Raw genomic sequence first — 20249 nt, 5'->3', positions numbered from 1 at the left:
CTATGGGACACAGACACATTGAAACCGATCCACAAAATATTGCAGAACTCGTACTTCTACCGGGAGACCCACAACGAGCCGAGTTTATCGCATACACCTACTTAGAAGATGTCGTGAAGTACAACACCGTTCGAGGCATGTGGGGATTTACAGGAACCTATAAAGGAAAGAAAGTTTCCGTACAAGGTACGGGAATGGGCATGCCATCGGCTGGAATCTACATTCATGAACTCATCAACTTCTACGGTGTAAAGAGACTTTGCCGCATCGGTAGTTGTGGCTCCTTACAAAAGGACGTCGGCGTTCGTGATATCGTGCTTGCGATGAGCGCTTGTACGAACTCCAGCATGATTCCACGTCGTTTCTTCGGTCACACCTACGCACCCACGGCTGACTTCGACATGCTTCTTCAAGCCTATCAATACGCAAAAGAGCACGATTTCCCTGTACACGTTGGAAGTCTCTTAAGTAGCGACCTCTTCTACGACGATACGGGAGAGGACGTCTTCCGCTGGGCTGAGTACGGTGTACTCGCTGTAGAAATGGAAGCAGCCGAACTCTTTACGGCAGCGAAGAAAGCAAAGGTTCAAGCTCTTGCTATTTGTACGGTAAGTGACTCGCTCGTCACAGGCGACGAAATCTCCAGCGAAGAGCGTGAAAAGACCTTTAACCAAATGATCGAAATGGCTTTGAGCTTAGCATAAAAGGAGGACTATCATAGATAGTCCCCCTTTTAATTTTCCAGATCTTTTTCGATGAGGTTATAGAGTTTCGATAATTCGTCTTTGGTGAGTCGAATACCTTTACCCATCTTCTTTCGATCTGGAGACCATTCTCGAATGTCGTACTTGGGATCGAGTCGGTTGAAGCTGACGAGGTTCAATTCCTTCGTCCATCCGCTGTCACTGACACTCAAGAGTCCGCACTTCTTTACGATCTCATAGCTGATCTCTGTCATAGCTCACTCCTTTCGACACTATTTAATCACTTTTTAAGATTTCACAGTGAAATGGTAATAAAGTATTCCAAAGTGGATTTATTGTGTTATAATTATATCAATGATATCAGACCAACCAAAAATACTAGGAGGATCCATGGTACATTATGAAATGCAAGACAATGTAGCAGTGATCAGCATCGATAACCCAAAGACGCTGAACGCGCTCAACTCCACCGTTCTTCAAGAAATTGACGAATGCTTGGACAAGCTTGACAAAGATGTAACTGCTCGTGTTTTGCTGATCGAAGGACTAGGCAAAGCTTTTGTGGCTGGTGCCGACATCAAAGAAATGAGTACACTTTCTGAAAGCGAAGCATTTGAATTTGCTAAAAAAGGCCTCGACGTCTTTAAGCGCATTCAAGATCTAAAGCTTCCAACCATCGCACTCATCGGCGGATACGCACTTGGTGGAGGAATGGAACTCGCACTCGCATGTGACATTCGTTATGCAACAGCGAAGGCAAAATTTGGTCAACCAGAAGTCGGCTTAGGAATTATTCCTGGCTTTGGCGGAACACAGCGTCTCGCTCGTCTCGTCGGACCATCTGTAGCAAAAGACCTCATCTTCTCTGGACGAATCATCTCATGTGAGGATGCTTATCGCTTAGGCATCGTCAATGAAATTGTCGAAGAGGGACAACTCAAGGAAAAAGCTCTCGAGTACGCGAAGCTTATCAAGAAGACGAGTAAGAATGCCGTCAGTCTTGCGAAGCAAGCAATCGATGAAGGCCTTGGAAAGATTCCTTTTGAAATTGAGCAACAGAAATTTGCTCACTGTTTTGCACATCCCGACCAAAGAGAAGGCATGAGTGCTTTCTTGGAAAAAAGACCCGCAACATTTAAGGAGGATTAAGATGAAGGTAGGCGTATTTGGCACAGGTACCATGGGTTCAGGAATTATTCAACAATTCTTGCAATCAGGTCACGAAGTAAAGGTTTTCAGCGAAAGACAAACATCATTAGACCGCGTTAAAGCTACACTTGAGAAGAGCTTTGGTCGTCTCGTTGAAAAAGGAAAACTTGAAGAAGCAAAGAAGGAAGAGTTCCTAAAGAACATGACACTAAGTTCTTCTAAGGAAGACTTCAAGGAATGTGAACTCATCGTTGAAGCTGCTGCAGAAAACATGGCAGACAAGATTGCTCTTTTCTCAGCTCTCGATGAAATTCTTCCAGAAGACACCATTTTAGCATCCAACACATCATCGCTATCCATCACCGAAATTGCATCCGCTACAAAGCATCCTGGTCGCGTCATCGGAATGCACTTCTTCAACCCAGTACCAGTTATGGCACTCGTTGAAGTTATCAAAGGTGCAAGCACATGCGATACGATCAAAGATAAAGTTATCGAAATCTCTAAGCAACTTGGAAAGACCCCAGTTGTCGTAGAAGAAGCTCCTGGCTTCGTCGTTAACCGCATCCTCATTCCAATGATCAACGAAGCTGTTGGTATCCTAGCTGACGGCGTTGCTACAGCTGAAGACATTGATACAGCTATGAAGCTCGGTGCGAACCATCCGATTGGACCGCTCGCTCTTGGCGATCTCATTGGTCTCGACGTTTGCTTAAACATCATGGATGTTCTTTACAATGAATATCAAGATCCAAAATATCGTGCACACAACCTCTTAAGAAAGATGGTTCGTGCAGGACTTCTCGGAAGAAAGACCAAGAAAGGCTTCTTCGACTACAACAAATAAACTTAGCTAAAAAATGTTTATTTTGTCCACTTGTTTTTTAATTATTGGTTGTTGTAAAATACGAGCATAGAGGTGCATTCGTTGGGTACGTGAGAAAGTGTTTGACGACAGTTCTCACCGAAGGGACGTTTGCCGAAAGAAGGATGGAGCGTCAACGAAATCTTTCTTGGCTAGATACACGAGGGTATCTGGTTGTCAAGTGGTACTTGGAGCGCTATGAAAAAAACATAGCGCTCTATTTTTATTTTTAGGAGGAAAAAGATGGAAGAAGTAATGATCAGATTGCGCATGAGCGCACACGATGCACACTACGGTGGAAACCTAGTAGACGGTGCAAGAATGCTCGGACTCTTCGGTGACGTAGCTACAGAACTTTTAATTCGTCGCGACGGAGATGAAGGTCTTTTTGCAGGCTATGAAAAGATTGAATTCTTAGCTCCTGTCTTTGCTGGTGACTACATAGAAGCAGTTGGTAAGATCGTTCAAGAAGGAAACTCCTCAAGAAAGATGGAGTTTGAAGCACGCAAGGTTGTCGTAACTCGTTCAGACATCTCTGCAAGCGCTGCTGACTTCTTAGAAGAACCGATCGTCGTTTGCCGTGCCGTTGGAACTTGCGTAACTCCAAAGAAATGCCAGAGGAAATAATGGAAAAATTAATTATCACCGCTGCCATCTGCGGGGCAGAAGTAACGAAGGAACATAACCCCAACGTTCCTTATACCGTCGCAGAAATTCAAAGAGAAGCAAAGAGTGCTATCGACGCTGGTGCTGCAATCATTCACCTTCACGTACGTGAAGACGATGGTACACCAACTCAGTCAAAAGCTCGTTTCGAAGAATGCATTAAAGCGATTCGCGAAATCTCCAAAGACGTCATCATTCAACCTTCAACCGGTGGTGCTGTTGGTATGACAGACCTAGAACGCCTACAACCTACAGAGATTGAAGGCGTAGAGATGGCAACACTTGACTGCGGAACACTAAACTTCGGTGGTGATGAGATTTTTGTAAACACCGAAAATACCATTAAGAACTTCGGTAAGATCATGATCGAGCGCGGAATCAAACCTGAAATTGAAGTATTTGATAAGGGCATGGTCGACTACGCTATTCGTTTTGAAAAACAAGGCTTTATTCAAAAGCCAATGCACTTTGACTTCGTTCTCGGAGTGCAAATGACAGCTACAGCTAGAGACCTCGCATTCATGGTAGATAGCCTACCAGAGGGATCTACATGGACAGTTGCAGGCGTTGGACGTAACCAATTCCCAATGGCTGCACTCGGAATCGTTATGGGCGGTAATGTTCGCGTTGGCTTTGAAGACAACGTTTACATTGAAAAGGGTGTTCCAGCAAAGAGCAACGGTGAGCTCGTAGAGCGCGTCGTACGCCTTGCGAAAGAACTCGGTCGTGAGATCGCTACACCCGATGAAGCAAGACAAATCTTAGGACTAAGGAGATAATTTTATGGCAACAGGAAACAAGTACGGTACACACCGCGTTATTGAACCAGTAGGTGTACTCCCACAAGCAGCTCAAAAAATCAACAACGACATGAACATCTATGATAACGAGATCCTCATCGACGTTATCGCTCTAAACATTGACTCTGCAAGCTTCCACCAAGTAGCTGAAGCATGTGGCAATGACAAAGAAAAGATGAAAGAAATGATCATGGGAATCGTTGCTGAGCGTGGTAAGATGCAAAACCCAGTAACGGGTTCTGGCGGAATGCTCATCGGTGTCATCGAAAAGATCGGTTCTGAACTCGAAGGAAAGATCGACCTTAAAGTCGGTGATCGCATCGCTACACTCGTAAGCCTTTCTTTAACACCACTTAAGATCGAAGAGATCACAGACATCAAAGAAAAGATCGACCGCGTAGAAATCAAGGGTAAAGCGATCCTCTTCGAGAGCGGAATCTACGCTAAACTTCCAGATGATATGCCAGAGAGCCTTGCACTTGCTGCACTCGATATCGCTGGTGCACCTGCTCAAACAGCTAAACTCGTTCGTCCTGGCGACAGCGTCATCATCCTCGGAGCTGCTGGTAAGAGTGGTATGATGTGCGGATACGAAGCTGTTAAGCGCGTTGGACCTACAGGTAAGGTCGTAGGTGTTGTTCGTAAAGAAGCTCAACGTGAGCAACTCCTAAAAGACGGCTTCTACCATGAAGTTATCGTTTGCGATGCTACAAAGCCTGTAGAAGTTCTTGAAAAAGCTCTCGCTGTTAACGGCGGTAATGAGTACGATGTTTCCATCAACGTTGTCAACATTCAAAATACAGAGATGACCACAATCCTACCTGTAAGAGATAACGGTATCGTTTATTTCTTCAGTATGGCAACAAGCTTTACAAAGGCTGCTCTCGGTGCTGAGGGTATCGGTAAAGACGTTAACATGATCATCGGCAATGGCTATACAAAGGGCCATGCAGCTATTACACTCGAAGAAGTTCGCGAATCTGCAAGACTCCGTGAAATCTTTGAAGAAAAATATCAATAGGATTTGAGGTAAATCATGAATTTAGATGCACAAGCACGCCGTAAACAGATGTTCCCTAACGTCACAGACGAACAATGGAACGACTGGAAATGGCAAGTAAAAAACCGTTTTGAAACGCTTGATCAATTAAAGGCTGTCTTTAAGCTTTCTCCTGAAGAAGAGGAAGGCGTTAAGAAGACGCTTGAAACACTACGTATGGCTATTACGCCTTACTACCTCACACTGATCGACCAAGAGAATCCAAACGATCCTGTTCGTAAGCAAGCTATTCCGCTAGAAATCGAAACACATAAAGCAGAAGCTGACCTTCTCGACCCTCTCCACGAGGATACAGACAGTCCAGTTCCTGGCATTACACACCGTTATCCAGACCGCGTACTCTTCTTAATCACAGACCAATGCTCCATGTATTGCCGTCACTGCACAAGAAGACGTTTCGCTGGTCAAACAGACGCTCCTGTAACGACAAACCAAATTGATGGTGCTATCGAATACGTTCGTAACCATCCAGAAGTTCGTGATGTACTCCTCTCTGGTGGAGACGCTCTCTTAATGAGCGATGATCGCCTCGAGTACATCATTTCGAACCTCCGTCAGATCCCACACGTTGAGATCATTCGTATCGGAAGCCGTACACCGGTTGTTATGCCACAACGTATTACAGATGACCTCTGCAATATGCTCAAAAAATACCATCCAATTTGGCTCAACACGCACTTCAACCATCCAAACGAAGTGACTCCAGATAGTAAAGCTGCTTGTGAGAGACTTGCAAACGCTGGTGTTCCGCTCGGAAACCAATCGGTTCTTCTCCGCGGCGTAAACGACTGCCCACATATCATGAGAAAACTCGTTCACGAGCTCGTTATGATGCGTGTACGTCCTTACTACATCTATCAATGTGACCTCTCCATGGGTCTCGAGCACTTCCGTACAACCGTCAGCAAGGGTATCGAAATCATCGAAGCTCTCCGCGGACATACGTCAGGTTACTGCGTACCAACCTTCGTTGTAGACGCTCCTGGTGGTGGAGGAAAGATTCCGGTAATGCCAAATTACCTCATCAGCCAAAACGAGAAGCGCGTTGTTCTACGTAACTACGAAGGCGTTATCTGCACCTATACACAACCTACAAACTACGAATCAAGCTGCCACTGCCCAGTATGTGGGGGTGGAGAAAAGGCTGAGCAAGAAGGCGTATTCGGTATGTTAGAAGGTAGCAGAATCTCCTTAGAGCCTGAGCACTTACTGCGCAAAGAGCGCCATGCTAAAAAATAGTCTTTCATCGATTCGCCGTTTATCGGTAATCGGTCTCGGAAAAAACACCGGGAAGACGACATTTGTAAACTATTTACTCGATTTTATGCAGAAAGAGCAGCCTGAACGGGTGCTCTTTCTGACCTCAATCGGTTACGATGGAGAGAGTGTCGATGTCGTGACCCAGACCTCAAAGCCGAGGATATGGATCCGTAAAGGAACGCTCATTGCAACGGCTCGAGAGGTATTAAAAAAGTTTGACGTGACCTATGAAGTCGTAAAGACCTCTGGGATCAGTTCGGCACTAGGAGAGATCATCATTACGCGTGCCTTGGACGATGGCTTTGTACAGATTGCAGGGCCTTCACAGACGGCGAAGATGAAAGAACTCCTAGATCAAGTCGAAGAGATCGAACCCGATGCCTTTATGATCGTAGACGGTGCACTTTCTAGAAAGAGCTTAGCAGGACACGAACTTGCGGAAGCTTGTGTGCTCTGTACGGGTGCTGTCATCGCTCGAAGCATGGAAGGAATGATTCGTGAAACGGTTCATGCTCTTCACATCCTTTCCTTACCTGAAATTGATTCCAAAGGATCTTTCCACATGATCGATCCCAACGAATTTGACGGTCAAAAGAAGATCTTCTTCGACGGTGTCGTCACTGAAAAAGTGATGCAAGCCCTCATAAAGCACGTTGAATTTAAGGATCTTACGCTCTTTACCACAGATCCTACCCATTACTTTTTAACCGAAGAGACGCTACATAAGCTCGAGAAGCGCTCCATTCACTTAGGAGTAGAGAAGGGCCTTAAGATCCTTCTCATTAGCGTCAATCCCACGAGTCCTACGGGCGATGTCTTTCCCTCGGAGGAACTCGTAACGAGGCTTCAACAGTTGACCCATCTACCTGTCATCGATGTCAAAGGAGGCATTCATGGAAAACATCGGCTTTGATTATATTCTGCAGTGCACGAACACCATGACTCCCTTTGGCGATGACTATAAGAAGAAGCTCCCCATCTATACGAGAAAGGATGCTTTAAGTCTTCAGGCGGAGTGGGAGAGTACAGAGTACTTTTATAAGCACTTTGAAGCCGAAGATCAGAACCTCGAATCCATCGGGTTTGAGTTCTGTCAGATGAAAAACATCCGCCGCTCCATTGAGCGCATTCCTAGTGAAGTGCTCGATGAAGTGGAATTCTTTGAGCTAAAGCTCTACTTATATCTCTACGAAAAGATTCACTCAAAGCTTAAAGGCTACCTCGACCTTCCCAAAGATCTCTCTTTTTACGATTTTTCGGACTTGAGAGAGCTCTTGGATCCACAGCATTCCAATCTCTTGACCTTCAGTGTCTACTCGGAGTACAGCGAAAAGCTCAGAGAGCTTCGAAGGAAAAAGCAAGAGCTTGAGAAGACGATTCGTCAACAAGGTATGATCGATTCGATCATGAATGAAAGGCGTCTTGTTGTAGAGGACATCCAAAAGGAAGAGTATCTCATTCGTCTGTCACTTACCGAGACGATTGCAAAGAAACGAGAAGTGCTCCTCGATTCCATGGACAAAATGGCACTTTTAGATTTTCGAATGGCTAAGGCGAAGCTGGCGCTTTCTTTTCACGCGATCAAACCTGTTCTTACAGAAGGAGATCTCGCATTTAAGGGAATGCGACATCCCTACTATGAACGGATCTTTGAAAAGAATGGTCATTCGATGCAACCGATCGACATGTCACTTACGAAGGGAGTTACCGTCCTCACAGGCGCTAACATGGGCGGAAAGAGCGTTACCTTAAAGACGCTTCTACTTCAAGCAGAGCTCGTAAGACGAGGCTTCTTCGTTTTTGCTGAGAGCGCAAAGGTGTGTCTCTTTGACTTCATCGACTATCTTCACGAAGATGGAGAAGACATACACCGTGGTCTCAGTTCCTTCGGTTCCGAAGTAAAGAAGCTTGAAGAGATTCTTGAACATGAAAAAAGTGGAATGGGTCTCATCGTCATGGATGAGCCTGCCCGGGGAACAAACCCTACGGAAGGTCGAGCGATCCTTAGAGCAATCAATGAGCACTTGAAGGATTCTTCAAGTATTCTCATCATGGCTTCGCATTTACCTGAGATCATCTCTGAAGGGATGAAACACCTACAGATTCGAGGGTTAAGAAGCGATGCACTCCAGGATCTTTCACACGTCAGTCGTCTCGATGCCGTAAGGCAGATTGAACGCGTTATGGACTACACGATCGAGGCTGTCGATATTCACACGCCCGTCCCGCACCAAGCGGTCAAATTGATGGAAAAGATGGGCTTTAACCAAGAAGTAATACAAGAAATCCACAAGATATTAGGAGAATAAAATGTCAAAACTGGGCTTAGATGAAGGGAAGATCGTAAAAGCCAGAGGATTGGCAGCGAAGATCGCAGACGATGTCCAACAATTCATCGATCTACACACGACTGTCGCTGTTGAACGTACGATCGCACGTCTATTAGGCGTTGACGGTGTTGACGAAATGGGAGTTCCGCTTCCAAACGTCATCGTCGACGAATTAAAAAACCACAATGCACTTGGAACAGGTGTTGCTTACTACTTAGGTAATGCCTATATCGAAACGAAAAAACCAATTCAAGAAATTGTTGAGAGCGTTTCTAAGGGAGAATTAGACCTCTTTACACTTCCAAAGCATGATGCTTTTGAAATTGAGCTTGCACTTAAGCCAATCGTTGAAGCAAGTGTTGCTCGCATTCAAAAGAATCATGAAAAGCGTGATGAATACTTTAAGCGCTTCGGCGACAAACAAGGTCCACTCCTTTACGTTATCGTAGCTACAGGTAACATCTACGAAGACATCACACAAGCTGTTGCTGCTGCAAAGCAAGGTGCTGACGTCATCGCTGTTATTCGTACAACAGGACAAAGCTTACTCGACTACGTTCCTTACGGAGCTACGACAGAAGGCTTTGGTGGAACCATGGCTACCCAAGAGAACTTCCGCTTAATGCGTGAAGCACTCGATAAAGTCGGCGAAGAGCTCGGTCGCTACATTCGTCTCTGTAACTACTGCTCTGGTCTCTGTATGCCAGAGATCGCAGCAATGGGTGCTTTTGAGCGCCTCGACGTCATGTTAAATGACGCGCTCTATGGTATCCTCTTCAGAGACATCAACATGAAGCGTACACTCATCGACCAATACTTCTCACGCATGATCAACGGCTTTGCTGGTGTTATCATTAACACAGGTGAGGACAACTACCTCACGACAGCAGACGCTTATGAAGAAGCATATACCGTGCTCGCAAGCCAATTCATCAACGAACAATTTGCTCTTAAAGCAGGTCTTCCTGAAGAACAAATGGGCTTGGGACACGCTTTTGAAATGGATCCTGAACTTGAGAACGCATTCGTTTACGAGCTTGCACAAGCTCAAATGGCAAGAGAAATCTTCCCGAAAGCACCACTTAAGTACATGCCTCCAACCAAATATATGACCGGTGATGTCTTTATGGGACAAGTGCAAGATGCACTCTTTAACATCGTTACCGTTCTCACCGATCAACGCATTCACCTCTTAGGTATGATGACAGAAGCCATCCATACACCTTTCATGAGTGACCGTGCAATCAGTATTGCAAACGCTAGCTACATCGCTCGCACCATGAAGGACTTAGGAGCAGAGCTTACCTTTAAAGAAGGCGGAATCATGCAAACACGTGTTCACGGCGTACTCGATCAAGCCATTGATACACTCGAAGAGATCGCAACACTCGGCCTCTTCGATACGCTTGCACACGGTAAGTTTGGTGGCGTAAAACGTCGTGAAGACGGTGGTAAGGGACTTGATGGCGTCGTTGCAAAAGAGCCACAATACTTCAACCCCTTCCCGGCTTATTTTCTTAAGAAAGGAGCCAACTAATGAGTTCCGGTCTCTATAGCACAAAGGCAAAAGATTTTGATCAACATCTAGATCTTTCAAGACTCGCTCCCTACGGCGACACCATGAATGACGCTAAGGTTCAGCTGAGCTTTACACTTCCTGTAAAAGACGATGCCAAAGGCGTCGAAGCAGCCAAAGAATTAGGCGAAAAGATGGGTCTCATTGAGCCCTACGTAACATGCCACAAAGCACTCGATAAAGAATTTACCTTCTATGTCGTATACGGCTCAGTCACACACCGTGTAAACTACAACGAGATTCACGTCGACGAAGTAGAGAGCACAGGCATGGGCATGGAAGACGTCAACGACTACATCCGCCAAGAAATTGGTAAGAAAGTCGTCGTAATCGGTGCTTCTACTGGTACAGACGCTCACACCGTTGGTATCGACGCTATCATGAACATGAAGGGATACGCTGGTCACTACGGACTTGAGCGCTACGAAATGATGGAAGCTTATAACCTAGGTAGCCAAGTTTCAAACGAAGAATTCATTGAAGCAGCTCTTAAATACAAAGCCAACGTCCTCCTCGTGAGCCAAACGGTAACACAAAAAGACGTTCACATCGCAAACATGACAGAACTCGTAGAGCTCCTTGAAGCGAAGGGTCTTCGCGACAAGATCATCTTAATTGCTGGTGGACCACGAATCAGTAATGAACTAGCAAAAGAAATTGGCTTTGATGCAGGCTTTGGTCCTGGTAAGTATGCCGACGACGTTGCAAGCTTTGCAGTCCTTGAGATCGTAAAACGCGGCCTCATGAAGGCATAGTTAGAGTGGTTGAAAAATGAGCATTCTAACGGTTAAAAACCTAAACCATGGCTTTGGTAGTCGCACCATCTTTACAGACGTTAACTTCAGACTTCTACCTGGTGAACACGTCGGTTTAATCGGTGCAAACGGCGAAGGTAAGAGCACATTTTTCAATCTCATCACCAAGAAAATCGAACCCGATTCGGGACAAATCGAATGGTCAAGTAGGGTGCGCGCTGGATATTTAGATCAAAGCGCCACCCTTGAGCCTAAGAAAAGCATCCGTGATACACTCCGAGATGCTTTTCATTATCTTTACGACTATGAAGATCAGATCCTAAAACTTGCCGATTCCATGGCGACGCTAGAAGGCGACAAGATGGATGAAGCACTCGAAGAAATGGGTACCTTACAGGATCTACTCGATCATCACGGGTTTTATGAAATTGATGTGAAGATTGAAAGAGTCGCAAAAGGGCTCGGCTTGACAGAGCTCGGGCTCGATAACCCTGCGAGCGAACAATCAGGTGGTCAGAGAGCGAAGATTCTCTTAGCAAAGCTCCTCTTAGAGGAACCGGAAATTCTCCTCTTAGACGAGCCTACAAACCACCTCGATGAAGAGCATGTAAACTGGCTTAAGGAGTACTTAAAGGCCTATGAAAATGCCTTTATTCTCATTAGCCACGACCGCTCCTTCATGAACGACGTAGCAAACCTCATCTATCACGTAGAGGATAGCTACATGACGCGCTACGTAGGAAACCTCGATAGCTTTGAAGCCCAGTATGCTCTACAGAAAGAGCAGCTTCAAGCGCAGTATGAAAAGCAACAGCAGGAAATTGCTCACTTAGAGGAATTTATTGCAAGAAATAAAGCACGCATCGCTACGAGCAACATGGCGAAGAGCCGTCAAAAGAAGCTCGATAACATGGAGATCATTGAACTCGGACGAGAAAAGCCAAAGCCCGTCTTTCACTTTGAAGCGTCAAGGCTTGCTGGGAGCATGATCTTTGAAACGAAGGACCTCGTCATCGGTTACACGAAGCCCTTAACAAAGCCTCTGTCTCTTTCCATGAGAAGGGGGGAGAAGCTCGCTTTAGTCGGTGCCAATGGTATTGGAAAGACGACGCTTCTTAAAAGCCTTCTAGGGCTCATTAAGCCTCTTTCAGGAAGTGTAAAGCTTGGAGATCACTTAGATATTGGATACTTCGAGCAAGAACTTAGAGATATTGGCAGTGATACGTGTATTGAATACTTTTGGAAGGAGTTTCCTGGGTATAGTCAATATGAGGTTCGAAGTGCGCTCGCTAAGTGTGGTCTTACGACCAAGCATATTGAGAGTCAAGTTCGAATCTTAAGTGGAGGAGAGCAGGCGAAGGTTCGTCTTGCGATTCTCGTCAATAAACCCAATAATATCCTGATTCTTGACGAACCCACGAATCACCTCGATCAGGATGCGAAGGATGCACTTCAACAAGCGCTCAAAGATTACAACGGATCGATTCTATTAGTTAGTCACGAGAGAGACTTCTTTGAGTCGATCGTAGAAAGAGAGATCAATTGTAACCAATGGAAATGAAGAAATGGGGAGTGCTACTACTACTCGCACTCATATTAGTAGGTTGCTCGGGCCTCGATACCGAGAAATTACAGACCGACTGGAACTCCGTTCCCACAAACGGTGAAGAACTCATCGTACGTAAGCGTGAGATCGGTGAAGCTGCCACAGAAAAGTACTACGGAGATGCAACGGGCTTCTACATGACGTATCCTGTCTTTGGTTCAAAGGCTGCGGATGATCATGTGAAGGACATTGTCAAAGAGATCAGTGAGAAGTTCTTAGAAGAATCAAAGGAATACCGCATCGTTCAAAACGTTCAAAATGAACTCTTTATGGACTACGACGTCTGGAAAGAGGGAGACTACTACAACGTAAAGCTTGAAGGATATACGGCCTTTTCAGGAACCAATCACCCCTCAGGTTTTGTAAGAAGCTTCGTCCTCGATAAGGATTTGAACCTTGTTTCACTACAGAACTTAAACCGCTTGAACTACAAAGACGAGCTCTTTAAAGTCATTAAAGAAAAGTCGGATTTTCTAAGTGATAAAGATCTCGAAATGCTTCCACTGAACTACGTCGTGACGAGTTCTGGTGTGAGCTTCTACTTTGATCAGATGAAGATAGCAGCTGCTAGTGAAGGAATCATTCGTATCGACGTGAAAAACAAAGATGCGAAGCCAATAGATCCAAAAGTGTTAGAACACGAGACCATAGAGCCTACTCAGGTTCCTAAGTCCGATCAGCCAGTAGATATCAGTACGATTCCAAAAGGAAAGTACGTAGCATTGACCTTTGACGACGGTCCATCAAAGCACACGGAAGAACTCTTAGATGTCCTTAAAAAGCATCAAGCGAGAGCGACCTTCTTTGTACTAGGAGAGCAGATTCCTAGACACACAAAGATTCTAAAGCGCATGAGCGATGAAGGTCATGCGATCGGAAGTCACGGCTTTGATCACAAGCAGATGACAAAGCTCTCAGAACATTCCATCAAAGCTCAAATCGACCAAGTGAATGCACTGTGTTATCAAGCGACAGGCTATAGGCCGACGCTTCTAAGACCACCTTATGGTTCCGTAAATGACACGGTAAAAGAAGTTGCCAAAGCAAGCGGTCAATCGGTCATTCTCTGGAATGTCGATACGAACGACTGGAAGTTTAGAGATGATGCTCACGTTTCCAAGTGGATCATAGATCATGCGAGAAACAATGCCATTGTCCTCTGTCATGACCTCTATCCTACGACTATTAAGGGTGTCGATCAGGCGATTGAGGTACTAAAAAAGGAAGGCTATGTCTTTGTTACCATCGACGAACTCTTCCGCTTAAACGGTCTCCTTCCAGAAGCTGGTAGGAGCTATACAGGAGTAAAAAAATAACAGCAGTTCATAATGAACTGCTGTATTTTTATTCTTCTTCAGCTCCAGCTTCTGGAGCTTCTTCTTGACCAGGTTCTGGCTCGACAAATTCCTTAACACCAGCGATGTTGTAGACAACCGTGTCTAGTGGTGTATGAATGGTGATATTGTCGTTTTCAATGAGCTTTAACTCTTCAAGTGTTGCACTGAAACCAGGCTCGCCGAATGGTACGTGGTACTCGACGTTATCGATGAGGTCTTGTGGAAGCGCTTCAATTTCAATTTCATTGAGTAGTTGTTGAACGAGCGCATTCTTAAGCTCTGGTAGGTGAAGGATGATCGGAATCATAACTTTCGTCTTTTCATCGAGAGCGAGAGCTTGGAAGTCGATGTGTAGAACATCGCGGCGAACAGGATCTGCTTGAACCTCTTTAATGAGGGCCATGTGCTTCTTACCGTCGACGATGAGGTCGATCGTTGAACCTGTTGATGCTTGCTTCAATAGTCTTTCAAGTTCGTTTGATTTAACAGCGATTGCTTGAGCCTCAATGTGGCTACCGTAAAGCGATGCTGGTGTGAGTCCTTCGTGACGAAGGTCTTTTGCTTTTTCGTCTTTTCTAGCGACTGCGTTTAATTGGGGTCTGTTCATTCGTTCCTCCTAGGATTGGACAAGCGCGTGATTTTATTCGATAAACCGGTGCATCCTGATGGAAATTTGCTAAAATAGGTGTATGAATACCCTTATAATGCTTATCCTGTACCTAACTATAATACCACTACAACCGAGCTTAGAGCAAGTGACAGACGTGAGTTTCGAAAAAACATTTACAGTCGAACGAGGAGATCGACTCGATCAAGACCTTATTCCGAAGCTAAGTCATACGTATGAGCTCTCAGAAACCGACATCAAGATGCTTCTTAGCATCACACAAGTTCCTTTGAGTGAGAGATCTGACTATAAAAAATGGGAAGGCGTCTTTATAGAAGGTGAGTATAAAGATATTCCCATTCAGTTACTTCTCATGGATCAATCGATGAAGTATCAAAAGCGAATTCTTGATTACGGCGAAGATGCCTTAGTCCTCGCCTCGATCGTAGAAAAGGAAGTACTGGGATCGAACCAGTATAAAGAAGTCGCCGACGTCTTTTTAAACCGCCTAAAGACGAACATGAAACTTCAAAGCTGCGTGACGGTGGAGTACGCCTTAGGATTTGAACGCCTGTTCTTAAGAGGGAAGGATATACTCATCGATAGTCCTTATAATACGTATAAGAACCAAGGTCTTCCTCCAGGGATGATCGCTGTCGCATCAGTGGATGCGTTAGAAGCCGTAACTTCTGACATTGAACACGACGAACTCTTTTTTTACTACGACTACTTGAGAAACCGCCTCTTTTTCTTTAAAGACTATAAGACATTCCATAAGAGAGCGTTGGAGAGTTTAAATGAACTCCTCGCTCGAAAGATCGATGTGAGGGAACACATCGACAAAGGTCGCCTCTTTCGTGACGGAGAGTTCGAGCATTTTGAGTGAATTAGGGTATAAGTGACGAGGAAAGAAGGCTTTTTATGAATCCCGTTGATTATTTTAAAGAACATGAAAAGAATACTCAGTCACTCGGTATGGAACTCGAGCACCTGATCTTAAATGAAAAGGGCGAATGGACACCTTATGAAGTTGTTCGTGGTATCCTTGAAGAGCTCGTTTCAGGAGGAATGGATCCGATCTTAATCGATGGCTTTTTATTAGGTGCAAAGGCAGAGGATTATGAAATTAGTTTGGAACCAGGAAGCCAATTTGAACTGAGCATCGCTCCTAAAACGAGAGTCAGTGAAATTGAAGCGAGCTATGAGAAAGCGCTTCAGACGATTCTTCCTGTCATCGAAAAAAGAGGACTTCGTCTCGTTACAATGGGTTATCAACCAGTGACAGACGTTCACGATATTACGATCATTCCAAAGAAGCGCTACCATGCCATGCAAGCTCACTTCTTAAAGACCGATCGCCTTGGAATATACATGATGAGGGCTTCTGCCTCTACACAAGTTTCCATCGATTATTCGAGTGAAGCCGACTTCAAAAAGAAGTTTCAGCTAGCAAATAGGCTCGCTCCATATCTATCGCTTCTTTTTGACAACAGTCCCTTTATCGAAGGACGACCACAGCCTCATGAGCTCTTTCGAACGGAAATTTGGCTACATACGGACAATTCCCGCTCAAACGTCATGAAGGGAAGCCTAAAAGAAGACTTCTCTTATCACGATGTGATCGAGACGTACAGAAAACTTCGTCCTATCGTCATGCCAGGACCCACAGGTTCTATGGAACCTGTAGAAGGAACGGTTGAAGAACTCACAGACCTCACCGACCGAAGTGTCCTAGAACACGTCTTAAGCATGGCCTTTTTTGATGTTCGAGCCAAAGGATATCTCGAGATTCGAATGATCGATAGTCTTCCCAAGTCATACGTCTTTTCTGTAGCAGCCCTCATAAAGGGAATCTTTTATACGGAGAATCTCGAATACTATTCGAATCTCCTAAAGGACATGAAAGAAGAAGACATCTTCGCTTTAAAAGAGACGTTTATGAGAGAAGGGTACACAGTGGAAGCCAAAGCCTTTTTAAAGGAACTTGTCGAGCGAGCTAAAAAGGCATTAGGCGAAGAAGGAAAGTATCTCGATGTACTCGTAGAACTCGTCGAAAAAGGTGAGACACTTTCGAAGCGAATGAAAGAGCTGGGATTAAAGGAGTGCTTAGATTTTGAAACGGTTAGAGCTTCAAGAACGCGTTGAAGAATTTGTAGAACAGAATAAAACGGAATGTACAGAAGAATATGAACGGATAAAAAGTAGAGTTCAAAGCGAAGGCCCTCATTATCACGGAGAACCCGTGAGCTTTCTCTACTCGGGAAACTTTATAACAAAAGAGGAACTGAGAAGGTTAGAGAAGAATCTTTCTCCTTTTATAGGAATCCTTAAAAAGGTCATCGAACGCTACGAGAAGGATGAAGCGTTCCGTGCCCTTTTCGACTTTCCTAAAAAGCTTGAGGAACTCATACTCTTAGAAAATCCTCTTTCCATCGCTTTTCCGATGCTTCGTCTCGACTGCATCGTAAGAAGTGTAGAGGATTTTACCATCATTGAGTTAAATACCGATGGTTCTTCTGCTATGAACGAGGATCGATTGTTAGCAGAATACCTCTTGGATTCCCTACCTATAAAGGAACTTGAAAAGGACTATCGCATTTCAAACTTCGAGCTCTTTTCAAGCTGGATCGATACCGTAAGAGGAGAAGCCATCCGATTAGGGATCGAAAAACCTACGGTACTCATTTTAGATTACTATGAAAGTGAACCTGAGGAGTTCTTGCACTTTAAGGAGCACTTTGAAAAAAAAGGCATGAAAACATTCATTGCTAGACCCACAGAGATCGACTGCATCGACGGTTACGTAAGTTTTAAGGGTGAGCGCATCGACATGGTCTACAGGAGACTTGTCACGACAGATCTCCTTCGCTTTTACGATAAGCATCCTAAGCTCATTGAAGCCATCAAAGCGAAAAAGACCATCTTCGTAGGTCCTGTAAAGAGTCAGATTATTCATAATAAGAGACTCTTTGCTGTCCTTTCAAACGAAAAGGTGAGAGAGAGCTTTACCGCTGAGGAAAAGGCTTTCCTCGATAAGCACATTCCAAAGACTTGGGTCTTAACTGGGGATACGCTTCCTCTTGCTCTAGAGAAGAGAGAGGAGCTCATCTTAAAGCCTGAGGACCTCTATGCTTCAAGGGGTGTTATAGCAGGAAAAGATGTGACGCCTTCTGAATGGAAGAAAGCGCTCGATGAAGCCCTATCCGATCGCTTTCTCTTGCAGATGGAAGCAGCGCCTCAGAGAATGTCTTACATCGACCTCGATAAAGGGACGAAGGAGATGTTTCGCGAGCTTTTAGGCATATATTACTACGGAGGAGTCCTACAGGGCTTCTTCATGCGCGTCGGAAGAGAACGCATCATTAGTGGAGATCACGAAGGTCGAACGATTCCGACCTTATTAGGGGAGAGAAGATGAAACTCAAACGCTATTTTATTGTTACTCTCGGTACCATTGTATTGAGCTTAGGCTTGTACTTTTTCCTTATTCCATCGAAGCTTGCTACAGGTGGGCTCACTGGTTTAAGTATTGTTTTAAATGAATGGATTCCTTCACTTTCGATCGGTTCGATCATGCTTGCAGGAAATATCATTCTCTTTATCGTAGCTTTTATACTGATCGGTAAGGAATTTGGAGCTCTAACGATCTACTCGGCTCTTATGACGAGCTTCTTAGTAGGACTACTCGAGCGCTTCCTTCCGCTTCAGACACCGCCCGTCGATGACGTCCTCTTAAACCTCATCTTCGGTACGGTCATTCCAGCGACAGGTATGGCGATCATCTTCTATCAAAATGCATCGACTGGTGGAACCGATATCTTAGCGAAGATCTTAAATAAGTTCTTCCACATTCCGATCGGACGAGCTCTCATGTTTGTAGACTTTGTGGTCGTACTATTAGCTGCGAAGAGCTTTGGACTCAGATTAGGTCTCTATGCACTCTTAGGTGTCTTTTTAAACGGCTATGTCATCGATACCATCATCACAGGTTTTCATAGTCGACTTCATGTTAAAATCTTAAGCTCTGAATACGAGAAGATCAGTGAATTTATCATTAAGACCATCGACCGCTCGACGACCTTGTATCCAGTAAAGGGTGGTTATTCGAAATCCGATAAGATCATGCTAGAGACGATTCTTTCTAAGCGTCAATACATCGTTCTGAAGCAATTTGTAAGCGAAACAGATCCGAGAGCTCTTATGAGCGTCGGTTTTGTACATGAAGTCATCGGTGAAGGTTTTCATACATTCAAATAGGAGGAAGCATGAAACAAGTACTAGTTTTGGATTCAAACCAAATGGGACATGGAAGCGAAGAATTAGGCGTAAAACTCATAGGTGTCTTTTTAAAAAAGCTCTGGGCCAATCCTGAAAAGCCGGAAAGCATCCTCTTTTATAACAGTGGCGTAAAGCTCCTAACAAAAGAGGGTGGCGCTTTAGAAGCACTGGAAGAAATCGAACGAAGTGGTGTCGACCTCATCGCCTGCGGTACGTGTGTTGAATTCTATGGAATTGAAGATCAAGTTGCCGTCGGTCGAATCAGCGGAATGGTTGAAATCGTCGATGTCATGATGAAAGCAGAGAAGGTCATCACACTATAATGGAATACAAACTCGTAAGCTTTGATCTCGATTATACGCTTTTAAATAGTGAACATACGCTATCGGATTCGCAGATTGAACCACTAAATGACATCGCTTCTCGCTCCGTTTTAGTCTTTGCTTCTGGGCGTCCCTTGGAATCAATGATTCCGACGGCAGATAAACTCGCTAAGGGTGCGGTCAAGTACTTTATCGCAAACAATGGCTCCCTCGTTACAGATCACGACGGAAATGTCATGTATCAGAGCGTATTATCGTCCGATGTCGTAAAAGCGCTCTTAGAGAGAGCTCTGGAGTATGGCGTCCATGCACACTTCTACGACGGGGGACAGATTGTAGGCCTTTACCGCAGTCCTTTTATCGAAAGGGATTCGAGGGTCATCAATCTTCCTATCTTAATCGAGGAGTCGATCGATGCAGCCATCTTGAACCGAAGCATCAATAAAATCATCGTCATGGGAGATCCGCCTAAGATGAAGGAATACTTTGATAGTCTTAAGGATTTTGACTCCATTAACCCTATCTTAGCGAAGCCCTACTTCATCGAGATTCCCGCAAAAGGCGTCGATAAAGGCGTCGCCTTAAAGAATTTGCTCGATCTTTTAGGCTTAAAGCCAGAGGAAGTGATCGCCTGCGGAGATAGCTTTAATGACGTAGGGATGCTTGAACTCGCTGGCCTAGGTTTAGCCATGAAAAATGCCAGTGATGGCGTAAAGAATTACGCCGAAAGAGTTCTAACCATCACGAATGATGAGAATCTCGCTGAGGTCGTATTAGGGATTCTAAAAGAAGAGACGAGAGAAGAGATGCTTTCTCGTTTTACCGTCCTACAGGACGAGCTAACAAAAGCATAACGTTCCGTTAACACGATTTACAGAGGGTTTACCCCTCTTTTTTTTTCGTTTCATATACTGGTAGTAGAAAGGAAGGATC

Annotated in this window: 21 protein-coding genes and 1 riboswitch; of the genes, 19 read left to right on the top strand and 2 right to left on the bottom strand. The window is 44.8% G+C overall.

Annotated elements, in window-relative coordinates:
- The first annotated feature begins 2 nt into the window (after window positions 1-2).
- A complete protein-coding gene (gene deoD, locus ACUB3H_RS02690) occupies window positions 3-704 on the top strand; it encodes a purine-nucleoside phosphorylase (protein WP_459129111.1) in 702 nt (233 codons plus the stop codon).
- A gap of 29 nt (window positions 705-733) precedes the next feature.
- Here the strand turns inward: deoD and ACUB3H_RS02685 are convergent, their stop codons facing one another.
- Window positions 734-958, bottom strand: coding sequence for a YdbC family protein (locus tag ACUB3H_RS02685; protein WP_459129110.1), 225 nt, complete (start codon window positions 956-958; stop codon window positions 734-736).
- Window positions 959-1094: 136 nt separating this feature from the next.
- On the opposite strand from ACUB3H_RS02685, the gene ACUB3H_RS02680 reads away from it, so the two are divergent.
- From ACUB3H_RS02680 to ACUB3H_RS02625, 12 genes are all read left to right on the top strand, one after another.
- On the top strand, window positions 1095-1853 hold the full coding sequence (locus tag ACUB3H_RS02680) for an enoyl-CoA hydratase/isomerase family protein (RefSeq protein ID WP_459129109.1): 759 nt from the start codon (window positions 1095-1097) through the stop codon (window positions 1851-1853).
- Window position 1854: 1 nt separating this feature from the next.
- A complete protein-coding gene (locus ACUB3H_RS02675; protein WP_459129108.1) occupies window positions 1855-2700 on the top strand; it encodes a 3-hydroxybutyryl-CoA dehydrogenase in 846 nt (281 codons plus the stop codon).
- Between the two features lie 59 nt (window positions 2701-2759).
- Window positions 2760-2925: riboswitch (Lysine riboswitch) on the top strand.
- A gap of 36 nt (window positions 2926-2961) precedes the next feature.
- Window positions 2962-3345: a 3-aminobutyryl-CoA ammonia lyase gene (kal, locus tag ACUB3H_RS02670; protein WP_459129107.1), complete on the top strand. Its 384-nt coding sequence runs from the start codon at window positions 2962-2964 to the stop codon at window positions 3343-3345.
- Window positions 3345-4163 carry a 3-keto-5-aminohexanoate cleavage enzyme gene (gene kce, locus ACUB3H_RS02665; RefSeq protein ID WP_459129106.1) on the top strand — a complete coding sequence of 273 codons (819 nt, stop codon included), beginning with the start codon at window positions 3345-3347 and terminating at the stop codon, window positions 4161-4163. The genes kal and kce overlap by 1 nt, the downstream gene beginning before the upstream one ends.
- 4 nt (window positions 4164-4167) lie before the next feature.
- Window positions 4168-5205 carry an L-erythro-3,5-diaminohexanoate dehydrogenase gene (gene kdd / locus ACUB3H_RS02660; RefSeq protein ID WP_459129105.1) on the top strand — a complete coding sequence of 346 codons (1038 nt, stop codon included), beginning with the start codon at window positions 4168-4170 and terminating at the stop codon, window positions 5203-5205.
- A 15-nt stretch (window positions 5206-5220) separates the two neighbouring features.
- Window positions 5221-6483, top strand: coding sequence for a lysine 2,3-aminomutase (gene kamA / locus ACUB3H_RS02655; protein WP_459129104.1), 1263 nt, complete (start codon window positions 5221-5223; stop codon window positions 6481-6483).
- Window positions 6470-7417: a lysine 5,6-aminomutase reactivase subunit KamB gene (kamB, locus tag ACUB3H_RS02650; protein ID WP_459129103.1), complete on the top strand. Its 948-nt coding sequence runs from the start codon at window positions 6470-6472 to the stop codon at window positions 7415-7417. The genes kamA and kamB overlap by 14 nt, the downstream gene beginning before the upstream one ends.
- Window positions 7398-8813, top strand: a complete 1416-nt coding sequence (kamC, locus tag ACUB3H_RS02645) for a lysine 5,6-aminomutase reactivase ATPase KamC (protein ID WP_459129102.1) — start codon at window positions 7398-7400, stop codon at window positions 8811-8813. Before kamB ends, kamC begins: the two co-directional genes overlap by 20 nt.
- Before the next feature lies 1 nt (window position 8814).
- A complete protein-coding gene (gene kamD / locus ACUB3H_RS02640) occupies window positions 8815-10371 on the top strand; it encodes a lysine 5,6-aminomutase subunit alpha (RefSeq protein ID WP_459129101.1) in 1557 nt (518 codons plus the stop codon).
- A complete protein-coding gene (kamE, locus tag ACUB3H_RS02635) occupies window positions 10371-11165 on the top strand; it encodes a lysine 5,6-aminomutase subunit beta (RefSeq protein ID WP_459129100.1) in 795 nt (264 codons plus the stop codon). The genes kamD and kamE overlap by 1 nt, the downstream gene beginning before the upstream one ends.
- Before the next feature lie 16 nt (window positions 11166-11181).
- The gene (locus tag ACUB3H_RS02630; protein ID WP_459129099.1) at window positions 11182-12726 is read left to right on the top strand and encodes an ABC-F family ATP-binding cassette domain-containing protein; all 1545 of its coding nucleotides are present in this window, start codon (window positions 11182-11184) and stop codon (window positions 12724-12726) included.
- Window positions 12727-12737: 11 nt separating this feature from the next.
- Window positions 12738-14087, top strand: coding sequence for a polysaccharide deacetylase family protein (locus ACUB3H_RS02625; protein ID WP_459129098.1), 1350 nt, complete (start codon window positions 12738-12740; stop codon window positions 14085-14087).
- A gap of 28 nt (window positions 14088-14115) precedes the next feature.
- Here the strand turns inward: ACUB3H_RS02625 and ACUB3H_RS02620 are convergent, their stop codons facing one another.
- Window positions 14116-14715, bottom strand: coding sequence for a 50S ribosomal protein L25 (locus ACUB3H_RS02620; protein ID WP_459129097.1), 600 nt, complete (start codon window positions 14713-14715; stop codon window positions 14116-14118).
- A gap of 157 nt (window positions 14716-14872) precedes the next feature.
- Between ACUB3H_RS02620 and mltG the strand changes: the two genes are divergently transcribed.
- Genes mltG through ACUB3H_RS02590 form a run of 6 tightly spaced genes read left to right on the top strand, consistent with a single transcriptional unit; the run spans window position 14873 to window position 20170 of the window.
- Window positions 14873-15601: an endolytic transglycosylase MltG gene (gene mltG / locus ACUB3H_RS02615; protein ID WP_459129096.1), complete on the top strand. Its 729-nt coding sequence runs from the start codon at window positions 14873-14875 to the stop codon at window positions 15599-15601.
- A gap of 35 nt (window positions 15602-15636) precedes the next feature.
- Entirely contained in the window at window positions 15637-16860 is a 1224-nt protein-coding gene (locus ACUB3H_RS02610; RefSeq protein ID WP_459129095.1) for a glutamate-cysteine ligase family protein, read from the top strand.
- Window positions 16829-18133, top strand: coding sequence for a hypothetical protein (locus tag ACUB3H_RS02605; protein WP_459129094.1), 1305 nt, complete (start codon window positions 16829-16831; stop codon window positions 18131-18133). The genes ACUB3H_RS02610 and ACUB3H_RS02605 overlap by 32 nt, the downstream gene beginning before the upstream one ends.
- Window positions 18130-18972, top strand: coding sequence for a YitT family protein (locus ACUB3H_RS02600; protein WP_459129093.1), 843 nt, complete (start codon window positions 18130-18132; stop codon window positions 18970-18972). Before ACUB3H_RS02605 ends, ACUB3H_RS02600 begins: the two co-directional genes overlap by 4 nt.
- Window positions 18973-18980: 8 nt before the next feature.
- Complete coding sequence (gene yedF / locus ACUB3H_RS02595; RefSeq protein ID WP_459129092.1) at window positions 18981-19316, top strand: sulfurtransferase-like selenium metabolism protein YedF; 336 nt, start codon at window positions 18981-18983, stop codon at window positions 19314-19316.
- Window positions 19316-20170 carry a Cof-type HAD-IIB family hydrolase gene (locus ACUB3H_RS02590; RefSeq protein ID WP_459129091.1) on the top strand — a complete coding sequence of 285 codons (855 nt, stop codon included), beginning with the start codon at window positions 19316-19318 and terminating at the stop codon, window positions 20168-20170. The genes yedF and ACUB3H_RS02590 overlap by 1 nt, the downstream gene beginning before the upstream one ends.
- Window positions 20171-20249 lie beyond the last annotated feature (79 nt).

It is taken from the genome of Guggenheimella bovis (assembly GCF_054492335.1).
This window is presented reverse-complemented; position numbering and strand designations above follow the sequence as displayed.